Genomic DNA, 18,705 nt, shown 5'->3' with positions numbered 1-18,705 from the left:
TTTTTGGTGCAGGGGCATTTGTAGCTGAGAAAACATGTTTTTTATTTTTGGGTGAACAGCTTCAGAGCTTCTTTGCTAGAGGCTTTGAAGCTTCAATATATGATGACTAATTAGAGTAGTGATTTTAATTGTGACTCGCTAACATAGATTTGATATTGGGAAAACAGCAATGATAAATTTTGGGCTGAACTCAGCCAGTGTTCTGGCTCAGGTAAATTTTGGGGCAAACTCAGCCAGTATTCTAGGAATTTTCCTGGCTGTGGCTGGGGCAGCATTGTATTTTCTCCGTACTGTACGCCCGGAACTGTCACGAGATCAAGATATCTTTTTTGCAGCAGTGGGTTTGCTGTGCGGCTTCATTCTCATCTTCCAAGGATGGCGACTAGACCCGATTCTACAATTTGGTCAATTACTTTTAGTCGGCACAACTGTGTTTTTTGCGGTTGAAAGTATTCGCCTGCGGAGTATAGCTACTCAGCAAGCTAAGCGTAACACTCCGATTGTGGATGATGAGCGAGAGGTAAGCACAAATTATTCCTACAACCGCAATCGCAAAAAGTATCAAGCTGAGATGGATGCAGGCTTAGAGCCACTGCCTTATGAAGACGAGGAAGAACGCTCTGTACGTCCCCGAATTCGCGGTAGCAGGGATGAAATTTCAACTCGTGATGACTACTACGAGGATCAACCCCCCCGTCGTTCAGAACGTCGTAACAGCAACAATAATGAAAGGCAGAGTCCAGGAGATAGAACACGACGGCGTAGTTCCGGGCGTCCAGTAAATCGTCCTTCTGAAAGTTTTGAAGACGAAAATTGGGGTTCTTCATCTAGAGAAGTTGATGATTGGGACAGTTCGGGTGAAGAATCGAGAAAACCGTCTCGCCGGACTAATAACGGGTCTGGGCGATCAGAAAGCCGCGAAGATGATGTTGCTCCCAGACCAAGAAGGCGTCGTCCAACCACTGACTCCGCTCCTCGAAGACCCCGCGAAGATGATGACGCAATCCCAACTGAATATGTACCATACAATCCAATTGAAAGGCCAAGTGAGGGGCTAGATAATTCAACGGATTTTGATAATGATGTTTAAAATAGCTGGCGTGGAGATAGATTTGGAGGCAACGAAAAACACTTGAGGTGAAAAAATTTACGCCTAGATTCTGGCTCCAAAGACCAATTCATTGGAGCCTGGTTTTTAGTTTTACAAGTTTGCTTGTATCTTGTGGTTCTAACGACATCCTTATTGGGCCTACTTCCCTTAACAGTCGCTACACCGAGGAGCAACCTGCTTTGAGTGGAAATGKGCGCTTTTTAGCGTTTGTATCTAATCGCAATGGTAATCAGCAGCTACTAGTGTACGATTTAGAGAGACAACTATTTATCCCCACACCAGGCATAAACAGACAGGAAACCATTGCTGAAAGTCCTAGCTTAAGTTACACCGGACGTTACATTGCTTATATTACTAGCGACCAAGGTAGACCAGTAGTAGCGCTTTATGATCGTGCCACCCAACAATCGCAAATCCTCACCCCAATCTATCGTGGTTGGGTGAKAAAGCCCAATATCAGCCCAGATGGACGTTATGTTGTCTTTGAAAGCGCCAGCCGTGGTCAATGGGATATTGAAGTCCTAGACCGGGGGCCGAATGTAGAGTTAGATATTCCCAATGGTGCAACTGTAGGCTCGCCTCCGTAGTGGAGTGCGGAGATGGGGAGGTGGAGAGATGGGGAGGTAGAGAGATGGGGAACTTGGGGTCTCTACGTTAGCAAAGCGAGGCCGAGCCCAGTGGGAATTAGGGGCAATGGGGAGCAGGGAGTTAGGAGTTGGGAGTTATGAAACTCTTGACTAATGACTAATAGGAATTATTATGAAACGTATTTTTTTTATACCTGTATTTATATGCTTAAGTTTATTGACTGGGTGTTTTGGCTACCCACGTATTTTAAGTTATCCGTTTGATTCGGGGGGGCGTAGTCTCAATAGTTTGGCTTCGGAATTAGATCCCCAAATTTCTGGGAGATATATTGTTTTTGTCACCGATCGCCGGGGTAGCCAAGATATTTATATGTTTGATACGCTAAGTCGTGATTTGGTTGATTTACCAGGCTTAAATTCTTTTGATATGATAGCCAATCATCCTAGCGTTTCCCAAGATGGTCGCTTTATTGTGTTTGCAGGTAGTCGCCAAGGGCGATCAGCTATTTTTCTTTACGACCGAGAAACACGTCAATTACGAAATTTGACTTCTAACTTGCAAGCGGAAGTCCGCAACCCCACAATTAGCGCTGATGGCAATCGGATTGCTTTTGAATCCAGTAACAACGGGCAGTGGGATGTTTTAGTATATGACCGTTATGGACAACCGTTAAATATACCCCAGGAACCGCGTTAGAGATGGGGACTGTTAACTGTTGACTGGGGATTGAGAAAGAACTTTTTAATTCCACAATACCTAATACCCAATCCCCACTCCCTAGTCCCCAGTCCCCACTCCCTCTTGTTGTTGCACAGATTCAATAAGCGATCGCACTTGTTGTGTCCCCTCGGAAGCTTCAAATGATAAGGGGAATTTTCCTCGAGATAACATCCGCAATCCTAAAGGCACAAGGCTAAGTAGTCCTTTGAGGTCACGAAAATAATTGCCGACTACTTGTAAACCAAATTGACGTTCATCGATCCAACCACCTTGTTTGACTAAATCGATTAATACTTTGCGGTGGCGAATTGAGCGAGTGTCACTGGCTTGCTTTTCGGTGAGAATTTCTTGTTTAATTTTGGTGATTTGTTCTAACGGTGCAACTTCCATTGGACAAACGGAATCGCAGTACAAACAACGCGTACAACCCCAGACACCTTTAGTACCTTCGTTGTAACTTGCTAAGCGATTTTCGGTGTCGCTATCTCGTGAATCTGCTACCATGCGGTAAGCTTTCGCAAGGGCATGAGGGCCAACAAAATCTGGATTAACTTCGCGGGCATTGCACTCAGAGTAACAAGCACCGCACATAATACAGTTGCCAGTTTTATCGAGGCGCGATCGCTCTTCTGGTGTTTGCAAAAATTCTCTTTGTGGTACTTGTCGGGCTGCCGTACTCACATAAGGAGCAACTGCTTCTAAATTGTTCCAGAAACTGCTCATATCTACAACCAAATCTTTAATCACGGGCATATTCCCCAGAGGGGCGATGGTGATTTCACCAATGGCATTTACTTTACTTTCGGATGATGGTATTTGTTGTAATCTAGCAAGTTCGCTGCCAATATTTTCCTTACAAGCTAAAGCTGAACGCCCGTTAATTCGCATAGCACAGCTACCACAAATAGTATTGCGGCAATTTTTGCGATATGCCAAAGTTCCATCTTGCTCCCACTTAATATAATTGAGGCAATCCAAAATTGTATTACCTGGTTGAGCTTCCACAATATAGGTTTGGACAACAGGGGAGGAATTTTGTTGCTGTCGAATCACCTTAAAAATAACTTCCATTGCTTTTAACCAAAATTTTAAAATTGCTTTACCAGTCTCGAAAATTATCACTCAAGCGCGCTAGTTGTCACTCGTGAGCCATATTCTTTTTGCTCTTAATCATAAGTCTGATGTTAATAAGCTGACGATAAAAGAGTGACTGATTTTAGTTTAAGGATAACGATTAAAGTTTGACTTGTAGTACTGTTGTATAACAAATTTGTGTCAATTTCTGAGCTAAAACACTAAAATTATCATCGCAGCTAAAAATTGAATTTACCTGTTGGGAAGTGTGAACAAAAGACGGTTTGCTTGGGAGTAACTTACGTTCATCTCCTACATAGCGAGCGGATCCCAATTTAATCCATGTCAACTTGTATTAGAGCAACTGGCTCTCAAAATCCTTTAACCAGTAGCGAAGGCACAATATTTTGATTATATAGAAGTGTGAAAGCTTACCTCAATAGATGCTGGTGATAATTAAGCACTAGGCACATGTTAAGAGATTTATTCTTCCCACAGACAGACGTGCAGAATCCTCTAACCACTTTTTACTTGACGGTAATAAACCTAAAAAAAATCTCATCACTTTCAAAGAAAAGTTTTTGCAGTGGAAAACCTAGACAGATGAGACTTTTTGCTTTTTACCTCCTCTGAATCAAAAAAATCTTAGATTTCAGTGATTGGTCAAAACTGCTCGTCTAAATTAGATAAATTTTTCTAAAAGCCATCGGCCAATACTCACGCTTGCAATTAAGGGTTAAAAAATCCTGACTGCTTTTTTATGACGAAGTCCAGTGATTTAAATAAAAATTTACCACCAAGTTTAATTCAAAATTAAACAACTATTTTGCTATTATTAGTCCATGCTAGTATTTAATATAAAATTACGAACTCACAAAACCAGAATCAATAGCTGTATCAGCGCAGCTACTACTGCTTTGTTGATTCGTAAAGTAGAGATAAGAAAATTCACATCTCTACTTGCAGGACAAAAGGGTGTATACCCATAGGACTCTATTAAAATACTATGCTGTCCTCAGCTTTTGAGGATGAGTGGAGAAAACTCTACTTGCTCATTGGCAATCAGGGCAACCACTGAAAGTGAAAAACCTGCAATTTATTGGATCTACGACTTATTTGTAGTAGAACTTAGCCAATTTGTAAAGGTGGCTGAAAATTACACCGCTACACTAGCGCCAAAAGAGAAAATAGTTTGCTTTCTGATGGCGAATAATGGTTAAAAGTACAGTAAAATCACCAAAATTAATCTCTTTGGTAACTCTGACCTCTAATAGGTTGTGAACAACCATAATAGAAGTGCTTTTGGCTTTGTTCAGCAGGAATTCACGCCTCACACTAGTGTCCCAAGTAGCTTTATGCATATGCTAAAAAACCGGATACTGGCATGAAACTACATCGTTTATCAGTTTGGAGAGAGTAAGGAAAAATTGAGCATAATGAGTGAAACTGCAACCGCGCCATTAACCGGAAAAGCGTTACTTGCTAAAGTAAAAGAACTTTCCACTTTACCACGCCGAGAAAGAGCTAAGCAGTGCGGCTATTACACTGTTACAAAGAATAACCAGGTTCGGGTCAATCTCACTGATTTTTATGACGCTTTGCTATCAGCTAGAGGGATTCCTCTAAGTCCTGAAGCACCAAAAGATGGTCGTGGCCGTGAACCGACATATCGCGTTAGCGTGCATCAAAATGGTCAAATTGTCATTGGTGCTACATATACCAAAGCAATGGGTTTAAAGCCTGGAGATGAGTTTGAAATTAGGTTGGGATATAAACATATTCATCTGATTCAACTTGGTGAAAGCGATAAAAAACTAACCTCACAAGATTTAGACTCTGATGACGAATCGGACGAAGATTTGGATGAGGAAGAGTAAAGAAAGCTGATGGGAGGGATGAGTTTCAGGTAAATACTTGATAGCTTGTCCTTACCCTGAGGGCAATTGGTAGCTGTGTTAAGAGAATTTTATCGAGGGAAAAAATACGATTAGACCCCTTGCCAGAGTGAATAAATTTAGTAGAGTCTTGATTAATCAGCAGGAAATCTATAGTGCAAGAAGTCTATCGTATTTTTTTGTTTGTGTTGATAAATTTTTTTGAACTTTCAGTTAACGCCTTACTGGCATTTATGGAAAATGCACCTGCACCAGTTGTAGCGATCGCATTTCTAATTTGCTGGATAGGGTGTTGGTTACCAGTGGTAACAATATTAGGAATATTGCTCGATTGGCAACCAACAAAATTTTTGCAGCCAGAGCAAAAGATGCCATTGTTAGTGTCACTTTACCTGTTAGCTCCCCCGATTGTCTGGGGAGTTAGTTGGTTGGTGAATAGGTCTTTGTTAGATTATGGCTTTGTTGGTAATCTTTCAATTGTAAATTCTTTAGCACTAGGTTTCTGCTTAGGAGTGCTGAGCTTAGCTATTGTATTTAGTGGGGAATTTGGGCTAGGTTGGTGTTCTTTTCAAAATACGAATATTAAGTTATTACTACCTATCTTGCTACCAATTTTCTTGATAGCGTTATTAGTTGGTGGGATAGAAGAGTTAGTTTTTCGTGGTTTTTTGTTGACTGAATTAGCTCAGGATTATCCGGTTTGGTTAGCAGCAATAATTTCTAGCTTGATTTTTGCTTTGTTACACCTCGTTTGGGAGCAACGCGAAACTATACCTCAACTCCCTGGATTGTGGCTGATGGGAATGGTGCTGGTGTTGGCACGGTTCGCTGATCGCGGTAATTTGGGTTTAGCTTGGGGACTACATGCAGGATGGGTATGGGCGATCGCTACCATAGATACAGCAGAACTGATTACTTATACTGGTAAAGTCTCTGACTGGTTTACAGGTAAGAACAAAAAACCTCTAGCTGGCTTGTCGGGAATTATTTGTCTACTGGGAACTGGAGTAATTATCTGGTTTCTATGTAAATATTTTTAATTAGGTTTGAAAGTTCAATAAATTACAAAATTTTAACTAATAACTCCCAAGACAAATTCACCTTCATTCACAGCTTGATTAGTTGCAACATCATAAACTAATCCATCTTGTTGAGCGCAGACATCAATTACAGTAGGTAAGTGACTTTCTTTATTAAAACTGAGAATTTGATACAATTTTTCTCCAGCTTTGACAGTGGTACCTAATTTGATTCTTTCTTGAATCATACCACCAGCGATCGCATAATATTTTTTTCGGTTGCGGCTGCATACAAAATTCATTTGATAGTTTTTTGTATCAGATAAATTACGAACTTGTAGTAAACCTTTTTGGGCTAAATAATTTTTTATGCCCCGTACACCTTTAGTAACTGAATCAGGATTCATTTGCATTCCTGCTCCCAATTCTAAAGTCCAAGCCTCAATATCAAACTTGATTTCTCTACCAAGCTCTTGAAAACAAGCTTCCAGTGCTAACCAAGGTTTGATAAATGCTTCATCAAAAGCATCACCATCATATTTATCGAGTAAGATTCCGAAATCAAGCAGAAAGTATTTTGCACTTTCTTCTCGATTTCGGAAGTAATAAACATAGTCTAAAGCTTGATTAGTAGAACTATGTAAATCAATTAAATAGTCTGCATCTAAACTCAGATTTTGTAGTTTGTAGCTAAAAAGCTCAGTGTAGGGTACAGCACTAGGAGAATTAATTTTTGATAAAATTTTGGCGAATTGTTGCTTAATTATAGTTAGATAATTTTGTCGAATGATCTTTATATCAAGATGAAGTTGAGATTTAGCAAAAGCTACTAAATCATCAGCTTTTTTCTCGTAATCCCAAAATATGCGATTCCAGTCTTTAGCTTCGTAAACGCAGTAACGCCCAGGAGAAAAATGTTGAGCGCGTTCATTTGTACCCATTGGATTACAAACGGGAACAAGCCAAATTTCTCCAATTAAATTTGTATCATTTATTGTTGATAAAAATTCAATTAGCTGGTAAATAACCGCATTACCAGCAATTTCTGCACCGTGCAAATTAGATTGAAGGTAAACCTTTTTACCAGGTTGCGCGCCGATGAATTTGTAAACTTGGAGAAAAAGGCGATCGCCTGAAGCCATTTGACGTAAAGGAATGGTTTTAATAACTGGCAGCATGAAACAACTCGGTGATAATTTGAGTACATTATCGCTGTTTATCTACTCAAGTAAAGAAACCAGAAGCCAAAAACCAATATGATATTGCTCCCTTTGGTTGCGGCAGTATTTAAAGAATATATTATTCCTTCTACCTCTTGCCCTCTGCCTTGGAGTTTTTCTGATGTGGAAGTGATTATTCTTCATTCCTCAATACAGCCCACACCCTGCAATCTACTCTTAGAAGGGAATGAGATTGCAGGGTGTGGGAGTCTGAGGATGAAACTAACTTAATGATTTAGAAATTTATTCACCAACAATTTGCTTCTTCAGTAATCGAATCTCTTGGGCTAATTCTTGCCGATTTGAAACCCTAAGCAGATAACGGAAAATAAACCAGGTGGTGTAAGTGATTCCAATTAGCTCAAAAATTGTTGAAAGCAGTGGGGTATGATGGATAGCATCTAGAACTGCTAATGTTACCTTAACTGTGATGATCGCTGTCAAAATTAAACCAACCGTTATTAAAGGCTGCTTGTAGTCCTTAAAAAAGCTGCTTAAGTATTCGGGCAACTGCTCAAAAAATTCAGCAACTTGCCTGCTAATTTTTTGCCACTGAGATTCCGATGCTGGTGGTAGCTTTGGTAAGTTTGCAGTGTTTGTCCCTTCAAGTGCTAGCTTAGTTTCTAATGGAGAGGGGTTGATAGATTCGAGTTGCTGTTGTTGGGATTCCATAGTTTTAGTTTTTAGCAATTACAAGAGTTTTTATAACTGTTTGAGCATTAATAAATATAATTAGCCAGTTTTTCAATTTTGCATAATTTTTTGTTTCTGGTTAAGTATAGCACTTGTAGGATTGCAAGCGAAAAATCAAAATTTAAAACTATATTTAGCGATAATTATAGAATCTTTAAATAATTGCTCTACTTATACCATGACGTGGTACTTGATTTTTAAATTGCCTTTCAGTTATTTCTATAATTAAGAGTGTAAAAGATTAAAATTCAATTAAATTCTGTACTTGTATGATTAATAACTAACACTGAGTAGGAGCATTTAGAGCAGAATCACTACTAGACTTAGTTTAGTTTGTGAAATTAGCCAAATTCAAGTCTGCTGTAAGTCTTCTTTATAGCTGCCTACTCACTTATCTAAATTGTTGTTAGCTGACTCAGTTTTTTGGCGGGGCAACTACAGCTTTTACAACTACACTTTTGACACCTTTAATTTGCTTGGACAACGGTTCAATTTTACCAAGTTGCTCTTTATTGTTTACGGTTCCTCCTACAGTTACAGTTCCATCTTTAGCTGCATCAACTGTTAGTTGGCCATTGGGTATATTAGCTTCCAACTTAGAGCGAACTTCACTTGCTAGGTCGCCTTTATCTCTATTTGCATCGCCACCAGTAGCGTTATTACGCTGTTCCCGGGCGCGAATATCCTGATTTAGTTGTTTTCTACGGAGTTCACTTTGTGCGTCTTTTTGAGAGGCTTCTGTTGTTTGGGCAGTAGGTGTTTGTGGAGCTTGATTAGGATTACCAGGTGCAGATTCACTTGTTTTAGAAGCGTTATCACAAGCAGCAACACCAAAAACTAAAAGGCAACTAATTACGAAGGGAGTTAGCTTTTGCATATGTTTAATCTGAGTCAGAAAGTGAAATTTGTTCAAATATCACGGCACAAGTGAGGAGCAAGGAGTCAGGAGGAAGGTAATGCAGTCTAGAGATTTCTACAACACTTCCTACCCTGCACGAAGGCGTTCTGCTGACAATGGGGAAACCGCCGTAGTGGAGTGTCTCCCCATGAGTAACTGCCGTTGAGCATTTAGAGTAGAGATTTGATTAATCCCTTCTGTAGACCCACAGAATTTAGAATTTAAAATTTTAAATTCTAAATCCTGAATTTAAATTGTTTCATCGCGATTGTCAACAATAATTACAGCAGGCTCGTCTCTATCAACTGTTGCGTAGTTGATCCGATCACGTTCAAAAACTTCCGTGTTTTCATAGGTTCCTCGCTCAAAACCTGAGCGAGCTCCGCCTAAATCCCTAGCGTCATACGTATCGAATTCTTCAATACCCCGACGTTTGAGAATAGCTTCAGCTTGGCGGAGTTCAGCTTCAGTACCATCAACAATTAGCAAGTAATCCCCTCTTTGGAAGCGATCGCTATAAACTCTAGCTCTATGCTCAGGAATTCCCAAACCAACCAGCCCGCCAACAATACCCCCAGCTGCTGCACCAATGGCACCACCAGCCAGTGTTGTTGCTATGGCGGTAGCTGCTGCACCACCTGCAATTACCGGGCCGATTCCTGGAATTGCTAAAGTCCCAAGACCAACTAATAAACCTGTCAAGCCGCCGACGACACCGCCTGTAGCTGCACCAGCTTTAGCACCCTCGTCTGCTTTATTGCCTGCACCGATATTTCTATTATCTACTCCAGCGATTCCACGCTCGTCTGCATCTTTGGCAATCACTGAGACTCTACTCATCGGGAAACCCGCGTCTCGCAATTCAGTAAGTGCTGCTTCTGCATCTCGACGATGAGAAAATACACCGATCGCACGTTTGGCTGCTTGCACTGATGTAGCTTCTGATGTAGTTGCAGGCGTGTAAGCAGTTGCATCGTAAATTTGCCACTGTTGGATTCCATGCCCACTAATAATAGCAGCCGCACGTTGAATTTCAGCTTCCGTACCACCTACAAGGATAATGTAGTCCCCTTGATTGATGCGTTCGTTATAGAAATTAGTCCGGTCATGTGGTAGAACCCAACGTGTTGAGTCCCAGCGATCGCTCACTTGAACTCCTCCAAAAGATTCCCGTCCTAAAGAGTCTTTATAAATTAAGGAAATTTGATTTAAAGGGAAACCCGCATTTCGCAAATCGTTAATTGCACCTTCGGCATCTTGACGATGAGAAAAGTATCCTACTGCATATTTGCCGGCAACTACATCTCTGTTAGCAACGCCTGTAGTCGGATATGTACTATCTGGGTGATCGTAAATGCCTAACTCTTCGATACCACGCTGACGTAAAATTGCTTCTGCTTTAGTAATTTCTGCATCCGTACCATCAAGGATGACTAAATATTGTCCTCGTCTGACACGTTCGTCGTATACTCTGGCTCGTTCTTCGGGAATTCCTAGACCAATCAATGCCCCAAGTAAACTACCTGCTACTGCACCGATACCTGCTCCAGCAAGAGTAGTAGCCAGAGCGGTTGCTGCTGCTCCAGCCAACATCACTGGCCCGATTCCTGGAATTGCTAAAGTACCAAGACCGACTAATAAGCCTGTTAATCCCCCCAAAGCACCACCAGAAACTGCTCCCACCGCCGCACCTTCATCGGATTTATCACCAATGCGATCGCGTACCTCGGCGCCAGCGATATCATCACGCTCTCCATCCTGCGTAATAACAGATACTCTGTTCATGTCAAAGCCGGCATTTTTCAATTCGTGTAATGCGTGTTCAACATCTCGACGATTTGAAAATACGCCTACAGCACGCTTTTGTACACCTACAACCATTATTTTTCTCCAGTGTAAAATTAATTATTCAAAAATTTATAGCTCGGTTATAGCTGGTAGTAACACCTATTTATACATGTTTATGTTTATTTTTCATCAATCCCTTGGAATAAATTTTTCTCTATCAACAGACATAAGTGGTTTTGTCTTAAGAAAGCAAAAATATCAGTATTAAATCATATTTAATACTAATACTTAACTATTAATTATTCTTATTATAAATCTGCCAAAAATATTAACTAATTTAACTAAACTATTGTTAAATAAATTATTTATACTACTTAATAATATAAAAATAATATATTAATTAATTTATATTTTTTGGAAAGTATTTATCAAATATATATTTAAAGTAAATTAACTTAATAATTTTAAATTCAGTAATTTGATTATAACATTTTTAATAAAGTAATTAAAATCACCAATATTTATCAAAGTATGACTTTTGACGAAATTCTTTATTACCTGGGAAAGTGTAAGCTTAGTCAATTCAATATCTAGACTGATCAATATGCCACTCTATCAAAAATGGCTATTTAATTGAATGCAAGTGAGAAAATAGTATGTTTCAAAGAGTTTTATCCATATTAGGATGGGATTCGCTATCTTTTGGATTAGTACCTATGACTTTTGCTCAGCAACTACTAACTTCAGAAGAAGCATCAGTTCTTTTTGCTGGGCCTAAATTCTTAGTAGCATTGCTGGCTGGGGTTTCAATGGCTTTAGCCTTGCAATTGTTATTCACAAACTTTTCGGTTGCTGTGGGAATTTCAGCTTGGGAAATTGACTCAGATGATGATGAGTCAGAAAAGCTGGGTAGTAAAATTCGTAAAGTTCAAGGTAAAGTCGGTTCCTGGGCATTAATAACCGCTAGTATTGCATTATTTATTGCTTGTTTTCTGGCGGTAAAACTTAGCTTAGTCGAAAATGCATTTCTAGGAGCAACTATTGGTGTAGTCATCTGGTCTATTTATTTTTCACTGATCATTTGGTTCGGATCGTCCGCAGTAGGTTCTTTAATTGGTTCTATTGCCAGTACTGTAACTTCTGGTTTTCAAACTCTGGTGGGTACTGCAACTACTGGAATCAGTGCTAATACTGCCAAACAACAATTGGTTTCTACAGCAGAAGAAGTTACAGCAGCAGTTCGGCGAGAATTAACATCAGGTTTTGACTCTGAAAGTATTAAAACTACGCTGCAAAGTTCTTTAGCTTCTGTGCAATTACCGAAGTTGGATCTCAAAGAAATTCGTTCTCAATTTGACCAACTGATTGAAGATAGAGATTTGCAATCTGTTGCTAATAGTGATTTATTCCAAAAAGTCAACCGTCAAACTTTTGTGGATTTAGTCAGCGATCGCACTGATTTATCTAAAGAAGATATCAATCGCATTACTGACCAATTAGAAGGTGCTTGGCAACAAGCTTTAAATCGGAAAAATCCAACACAGCAAGTAATTAACTTGCTCCAATCTGCCACTCCCGAAGAACTCAATTCAGAAGATTTAGGTGAAAAACTTCAGCAATTAGTTACAGTTGGAGGTGGTAATGGTAAGCAAAGCAATGGTGTAATTAACCAAGCTGTTCGATTTGGCTTGACTGCGGCTGTACCAGCTGTTTTGGATAGACTAAACCTTTCTGACATTGATGTGAACAAAATTACAACTCAGTTGCAAAAACTAAAAGAGAAAGTTCAAGATGTCGATGTCCAAGAAATTACACAGGAACTACAAAAGTTAAGAGAACAAGCAACAGCAAGATTGCCAATATCGCAAGAAAATGCAATTAAAGCAGATGTAGAAGACTACATTTTGAATTCCTTTCCTTGGCATTTTAACCGGATTAGCCTCAAAGAAGAATTCAAAGAAGTCATCTATGACGTAAGTGCAAATCCGGCRACCGTCAGACGAGAGTTGGAAGAACTCAATCAAGAATATTTTACAAATTTATTAAAGCAGCGAAATGATATCAGCGAAGCTAGAATAACAGAAATTGCTGAACAAATGGAAAGCGATCGCCAGGAAGTTTTAGAAACTGTAAAACAGGCCCAAGCACGAACAAAAGGTCAAGATTTGCGTACCCGCATCGAAAATTATCTGCGTTCAACTGGCAAAGACGAACTCAATCCTGAAGGTATAGAACGGGACTTTGCTCAGTTAGTAGAAAATCCAGAAGCTGGCTTTGAAGATTTAAGCGATCGCTTTGGGCAATTTGACCGCGATACTTTTGTACAATTGCTGCAACAACGTCAAGATATCAGCGAAGAAGAAGCGAATAATATTGTTAGTCAACTAGAGAGCAACCGCGATAAAATTTTAAATCGTGCCAGAGAATTGCAAGAACAAGCAAAAGCTAAAGCCGATGAATTGCGGCAAAGAGTTGAAGATTATTTGCACAATACTAACAAAGAAGAACTCAATCCCGAAGGTATCAAACGAGATTTTAAAGTTTTACTAGAAGATCCCCAAGCGGGAATTAGCCTTTTGCGCTCACGTATATCGCAATTTGACCGCGATACACTAGTGAAATTGCTCAGTCAGCGTGAAGATTTAAGCGAGGAGCAAATAAACCAAATTCTCGATCAACTTGAAGCCGTCCGAGATAACATTTTGCAAGCACCCCAGCAAGTGAAAGAACAGTACGAAAAAACTACAAAAGCAATTGCAGAATATCTCCGCAATACCAATTTGGCAGAACTCGATCCAGAAGGTATCAAGCACGATTTGGAAACATTGCTAGACGATCCTAAAGCGGGTGCATCAGCATTGCGCGATCGCTTGGCTCAAGTTGATCGAGAAACCTTGGTTAAACTTCTCAGTCAGCAGGGAGACTTAAGCCAAGAGCAAGTTAATCAGATTATTGATCGCCTCGAAGATGCAATTCGTGATATTCTCAAAGCGCCGCGACGTTTAGCAAAGCGTACCACTCAAAGGATTTTAGATTTTGAAGCTAATCTCGAAGATTATCTGCAAAATACTCATAAAGAAGAACTCAACCCCGAAGCAATCAAGCGCGATTTGCAATTGCTGTTATCTTCTCCCCGCGCTGGAATTGATAATTTAAGTGATCGCGCCTCCAAATTTGACCGTTCGACAATTGTGGCGCTGCTATCTCAACGCGAGGATATCTCAGAACAAGAAGCTAACCGAATTGTGGATCAAATCGAATCTGTTCGCAATTCGATTGTCGAACAATTCCAACAAATTCAACAAAAAGTGCAATCAATTTTAGATGGGACTTTTGCCAAAATTCGCAACTATCTTAACTCTTTGGATCGTCCAGAACTCAACTTTGAAGGAATTAAGCAAGACTTTGGCAAAGTCTTCGACGATCCGCAAGCTGGATTTGAAGCATTGCGCGATCGCTTAACTCAATTCGACCGCAATACCCTAGTTGCTGTCCTGAGTTCTCGTGAGGATATTTCGCAAGCAGATGCTAACCGGATTATCGACCAAATAGAAGGGGCGCGAGATGGTGTATTGCAACGAGCCGAACGCATTCAAAAAGAAACCCAAAAACGCCTAAAAGCGATTCAACACCAAGCTAAAAAGCAAGCTGAAGAAACCAAAAAAACCGTTGCAAATGCAGCGTGGTGGATATTTGGCACAGCATTAACTTCCCTTGCAGCTAGTGCGATCGCTGGTGCGATCGCGGTTACAGGGTTACCTCTACCTGGTTAAACTCTAACTGTTTTCAATTAAGTGAAATAAGTAGGGTAGCATGGCTGTGCTGCTCTACTTATTTAAATGAGAATCCCGATAATTTCTGGGGTTGCTTACCAAACTATTTATTAGGAGGGGGAGGTGCAAGGCGATCGCCTTGAGGGTGAGGCGGAATACCCAAAGCTTGGATCAATTGTTGTTCTGTTACTCCCAGCTTTGCCGCAGCAGCTTTCAAGTCAGGACGAGGCGGACGCTGATTGCCGTTAGGTGGACTAGGAGGATTCGCAGGCACTCCCAGTGCCGCTTTTAACTGAGCTTCCGTCACACCTAACTTTGCAGCCGCCGCTTTCAAGTCAGGATGAGGTGGACGCTGATTGCCGTTAGGTTGATTAGGAGGATTCGCAGGTACTCCCAATGCATCTTTTAATTGTTTTTCTGTTACACCCAACTTTGCTGCCGCCGCTTTCAAATCAGGACGAGGCGGACGCTGGCCGTTAGGTTGACTAGGAGGATTAGCAGGAACTCCTAGCGCAGCTTTTAACTGAGCTTCAGTCACACCCAACTTCGCCGCTGCCGCCCTAAAATCAGGACGAGGCGGACGCGGCTTTGATGAAGGTGGTTGGTTGGGAACATCTGTTGCTTGGGCAATTTGCTGGAATTGATTAGCAGCATTTGCTTGATCAAGTGAAAAACCAAATGTACCAAACCAAACAGGAATCGCTGCTAGCACTAACACTTTACGAATATTCATAATCAACATTCAAAAGATAGATTGTTTACATTTCTGATTGAACTAGCCCAAAATTACAATTTGCCTTGCTTGTAAATTACAGTTTTGTAATTTTTGTCACTTAAGTAGAACCCCTGTATCCAAATTAAGTAACCTTCAGTCCAACATCAGAGGTTGCTGCATAACTTTGTCCATGGGATTAGTTTTGCAGGTCTTTGTCAGGTATTTTATTTATTTAAAGTCTAGTTATATCTGAAGTTTCGAGAATAATTTAGGGTTAAGATTGAGTTATTTGCTAAAGGACTTCCAAGAAATAAATTATCCAATTTCACGCCCATCAAAACGACTTTCTCTCCGCCCTGCTCCCTGCCCCCTGCCCTAAAAGCCTTCGCGTAGCGTCCCGCAGGGATGGAATATTTTTTATTTGTTAGCTGCTAACCCTGCATCTGTCGCAGTGCATTAAACGCCTTACCTCGCAACCCAACTGGTAACAAAGACAACCCTAAACCAGTCCAAGCCTTAGCAGTTGAACTAGATTGTCCTGCTAAAACTAGCTCTCTACCTTTGTGTGTTTCCCCTTTTTCAATTAAACGCAAACCTAATAATAGTTGCGTTTCCATTAGACGATTTTGCCTAATTTTTTCTAATTTCTGCGATTCAAATTTATAACTTTCTAAATACCGAAGTTTATCAAAAAAATAAGGAATAGCTCGATTAATACCTTGCTGTTCTGCATGGCAACGATATTCCATCAGTAATTTTGGTAAATAATAACCCTTTTTTCCAGCCAAAGCTAGCCGCACAAATAAATCATTATCTTCACAATTTTGGATATTCGGCAACATAAATCCTAATTCTTGCAATGTTTGACGACGAAATAATGTTGCACCAATTTGAAAACTTTGATGGATAAATACAACTTCCAGTAAATTCTCTACAATACCTGCGGGTAAATTCTTTCTTCCCCAACGATGAGAATTTTCCTGAGTTTTTGCCTCATCTTGGATATTGTTAATATCAATTATCCAATGGTCTGTACCTACAAAATCAATATTAGAGTCTTGGTCAAGAATAGCTGCTGTACTTGCCAGAAAATCAGGTGTGAGTCGGTCATCATCATCAAATTTAATGAAATATTCACCACTGGCAGCATCAAATCCAGAGCGCATATTATTACTTTTACCTATATTTTGCGGATGACGAATGTATTTAATCCGCTGGTCTGTGTATTCTGAGATGAACTTAGGTGTATTATCGCTAGAACCGTCATCACAAATAATTAGTTCAAAGTCTTGCTCTGACTGATTAAGTACACTCTCAATGGCATAAGGCAAAAGAGAGATCCGATTAAAAGTAGGAATACAAACAGTAATTTTGGGCATATTACATACTAATATTATTTTTATTTACTCAGTAGCGTAAATAACTGCGATCGCTGCTTTCTGAGCTATTATTCCCAAATATGTAATTATATACACATCTTTATAAAATAGAGCAGAATTCAAAAGTTGAGAATTCGCAAGTAAAATCAGCTTGATACTTAGTTTGAAGACGAATCGTTGAGTACTTCACTTAAAATCTGGTGTAAATCAATTACCCTTGGGACAGTAAGTAGAGAGCAGACTTACCTAACGTTAGTTAAGAGCGTTATAGAATAGGAATAAAGTTTATATACATTTCGCTGATTAAGCATAATTGCCCATGACCACTTCTAAACGCCACTATCACATCACTACCTTCGGTTGTCAGATGAATAAAGCTGACTCAGAGCGCATGGCTGGCGTTTTAGAAGACATGGGCTTCGAGTGGTCTCAAGACCCAAATAGTGCAGATGTGATTCTTTACAATACCTGTACAATTCGAGATAATGCCGAGCAAAAGGTATATTCTTACCTTGGCAGACAGGCGAAGCGCAAGCACGAGCAGCCTGATTTAACCCTGATTGTTGCTGGTTGTGTTGCCCAGCAAGAAGGCGAAGCACTGTTGCGGCGTGTGCCAGAATTAGACTTGGTAATGGGGCCACAACACGCTAACCGTCTCAAAGATTTGTTGGAATCGGTGTTTGAGGGTAACCAAGTTGTGGCAACTGAGCCGATTCACATTATTGAAGATATCACCCAGCCGCGACGAGATAGTAAAGTCACAGCTTGGGTGAATGTGATTTACGGCTGTAACGAACGCTGTACCTATTGCGTAGTTCCCAATGTGCGGGGTATAGAACAATCTCGCACACCAGAAGCTATTCGTGCAGAAATGGCAGAATTAGGACGACAAGGTTACAAAGAAGTTACTTTACTTGGTCAAAATATTGACGCTTACGGCAGAGATTTGCCAGGAACCACACCAGAAGGTAGGCATCTGCACAACTTCACAGATTTACTTTATTACGTCCATGACGTGCCAGGAATTGAAAGGCTCAGATTTGCCACAAGTCACCCCCGTTATTTTACTGAGAGATTAATTCGGGCTTGTGCTGAGTTGCCCAAAGTCTGCGAACACTTCCACATTCCCTTTCAATCTGGGGATAATGAAGTTTTAAAGGCGATGTCACGCGGTTACACCCATGAAAAATATCGCCGAATTATCGATACCATTCGGCGATATATGCCAGACGCTTCAATTAGTGCCGATGCAATTGTCGGATTTCCAACAGAAACAGAACAACAGTTTGAAAATACCTTGAAACTCGCGGAAGATATAGGCTTTGATATGTTGAACACTGCCGCATATTCGCCGCGTCCAGGCACACCAGCCGCTTTGTGGGACAATCAACTGAGTGAAGAAATTAAAAGCGATCGCCTACAAAGATTGAATCATCTCGTAGGGGTCAAAGCAAGCGAGCGATCGCAACGTTACTTTGGACGTATTGAAGAAGTTCTAGTGGAAGACCAAAACCCCAAAGATAAAACTCAAGTCATGGGACGCACTGGTGGTAATCGTTTAACCTTCTTCACTGGTGACATCGAAGAATTGAAAGGGCAATTAGTAAAAGTTAAAATTACTGAAGTTCGCGCTTTTAGCTTGACAGGTGAACCAGTTGAAGTCAGACAAGCTGTATCTATCTAATATTAGAAATATGATACAGCAGATTTAAAGTCAAGTAATGGCGTTATAAATAAAAAATCAAGGCTGAAGAATAAAAGCTAAAAAACTTCATACTTCATGCCTCTAAGGAAAATCACACTCTTTTATTTAATCAGCCATTGGTGATTGA

General features: G+C 40.2%; 14 protein-coding genes. 7 read left to right on the top strand and 7 right to left on the bottom strand.

Going from position 1 to position 18,705, the window contains the following annotated elements; translation table 11 throughout:
* Positions 1 to 169: 169 nt before the first annotated feature.
* The 3 genes from FCR06_RS09565 to FCR06_RS09555 all read left to right on the top strand — a co-directional run bounded on the left by FCR06_RS09565 (position 170) and on the right by FCR06_RS09555 (position 2,395).
* The gene (locus FCR06_RS09565; RefSeq protein ID WP_138498949.1) at positions 170 to 1,090 is read left to right on the top strand and encodes a Ycf66 family protein; all 921 of its coding nucleotides are present in this window, start codon (positions 170 to 172) and stop codon (positions 1,088 to 1,090) included.
* A 47-nt stretch (positions 1,091 to 1,137) separates the two neighbouring features.
* The gene (locus FCR06_RS09560; RefSeq protein WP_138498947.1) at positions 1,138 to 1,698 is read left to right on the top strand and encodes a TolB family protein; all 561 of its coding nucleotides are present in this window, start codon (positions 1,138 to 1,140) and stop codon (positions 1,696 to 1,698) included.
* 172 nt (positions 1,699 to 1,870) lie between these two features.
* Positions 1,871 to 2,395: a TolB family protein gene (locus tag FCR06_RS09555; protein ID WP_138498945.1), complete on the top strand. Its 525-nt coding sequence runs from the start codon at positions 1,871 to 1,873 to the stop codon at positions 2,393 to 2,395.
* Between the two features lie 81 nt (positions 2,396 to 2,476).
* Here the strand turns inward: FCR06_RS09555 and FCR06_RS09550 are convergent, their stop codons facing one another.
* Entirely contained in the window at positions 2,477 to 3,490 is a 1,014-nt protein-coding gene (locus FCR06_RS09550; RefSeq protein ID WP_189523362.1) for a succinate dehydrogenase/fumarate reductase iron-sulfur subunit, read from the bottom strand.
* Between the two features lie 1,439 nt (positions 3,491 to 4,929).
* Between FCR06_RS09550 and FCR06_RS09545 the strand changes: the two genes are divergently transcribed.
* On the top strand, positions 4,930 to 5,370 hold the full coding sequence (locus FCR06_RS09545; protein WP_138498943.1) for an AbrB family transcriptional regulator: 441 nt from the start codon (positions 4,930 to 4,932) through the stop codon (positions 5,368 to 5,370).
* A gap of 251 nt (positions 5,371 to 5,621) precedes the next feature.
* Complete coding sequence (locus FCR06_RS09540) at positions 5,622 to 6,428, top strand: CPBP family intramembrane glutamic endopeptidase (RefSeq protein WP_138499195.1); 807 nt, start codon at positions 5,622 to 5,624, stop codon at positions 6,426 to 6,428.
* 32 nt (positions 6,429 to 6,460) lie between these two features.
* Here the strand turns inward: FCR06_RS09540 and FCR06_RS09535 are convergent, their stop codons facing one another.
* The 4 genes from FCR06_RS09535 to FCR06_RS09520 form a co-directional block, all read right to left on the bottom strand.
* Positions 6,461 to 7,585 carry a succinylglutamate desuccinylase/aspartoacylase family protein gene (locus tag FCR06_RS09535; RefSeq protein ID WP_138498941.1) on the bottom strand — a complete coding sequence of 375 codons (1,125 nt, stop codon included), beginning with the start codon at positions 7,583 to 7,585 and terminating at the stop codon, positions 6,461 to 6,463.
* Positions 7,586 to 7,870: 285 nt separating this feature from the next.
* Positions 7,871 to 8,299: a CAAD domain-containing protein gene (locus FCR06_RS09530; protein ID WP_138498938.1), complete on the bottom strand. Its 429-nt coding sequence runs from the start codon at positions 8,297 to 8,299 to the stop codon at positions 7,871 to 7,873.
* Positions 8,300 to 8,735: 436 nt separating this feature from the next.
* Positions 8,736 to 9,197, bottom strand: a complete 462-nt coding sequence (locus FCR06_RS09525; RefSeq protein ID WP_138498936.1) for a BON domain-containing protein — start codon at positions 9,195 to 9,197, stop codon at positions 8,736 to 8,738.
* Between the two features lie 270 nt (positions 9,198 to 9,467).
* Complete coding sequence (locus FCR06_RS09520) at positions 9,468 to 11,099, bottom strand: general stress protein (RefSeq protein WP_138498934.1); 1,632 nt, start codon at positions 11,097 to 11,099, stop codon at positions 9,468 to 9,470.
* Between the two features lie 623 nt (positions 11,100 to 11,722).
* On the opposite strand from FCR06_RS09520, the gene FCR06_RS09515 reads away from it, so the two are divergent.
* On the top strand, positions 11,723 to 14,779 hold the full coding sequence (locus FCR06_RS09515) for an MFS transporter (protein ID WP_223280089.1): 3,057 nt from the start codon (positions 11,723 to 11,725) through the stop codon (positions 14,777 to 14,779).
* A 103-nt stretch (positions 14,780 to 14,882) separates the two neighbouring features.
* Here FCR06_RS09515 and FCR06_RS09510 read toward each other — a convergent pair whose 3' ends face one another.
* Positions 14,883 to 15,512: a hypothetical protein gene (locus FCR06_RS09510; protein WP_138498930.1), complete on the bottom strand. Its 630-nt coding sequence runs from the start codon at positions 15,510 to 15,512 to the stop codon at positions 14,883 to 14,885.
* A gap of 413 nt (positions 15,513 to 15,925) precedes the next feature.
* On the bottom strand, positions 15,926 to 16,873 hold the full coding sequence (locus tag FCR06_RS09505) for a glycosyltransferase family 2 protein (RefSeq protein ID WP_138498928.1): 948 nt from the start codon (positions 16,871 to 16,873) through the stop codon (positions 15,926 to 15,928).
* Positions 16,874 to 17,192: 319 nt separating this feature from the next.
* On the opposite strand from FCR06_RS09505, the gene miaB reads away from it, so the two are divergent.
* Complete coding sequence (gene miaB / locus FCR06_RS09500; protein WP_138498926.1) at positions 17,193 to 18,557, top strand: tRNA (N6-isopentenyl adenosine(37)-C2)-methylthiotransferase MiaB; 1,365 nt, start codon at positions 17,193 to 17,195, stop codon at positions 18,555 to 18,557.
* Positions 18,558 to 18,705: the final 148 nt, after the last annotated feature.

The sequence above is a fragment of the Nostoc sp. PA-18-2419 genome (assembly GCF_005869855.1).
Lineage (GTDB): Bacteria > Cyanobacteriota > Cyanobacteriia > Cyanobacteriales > Nostocaceae > Nostoc.
Note: the sequence above shows the minus strand (reverse complement) of the source record. Positions and strands in the feature narration are given on the sequence as shown.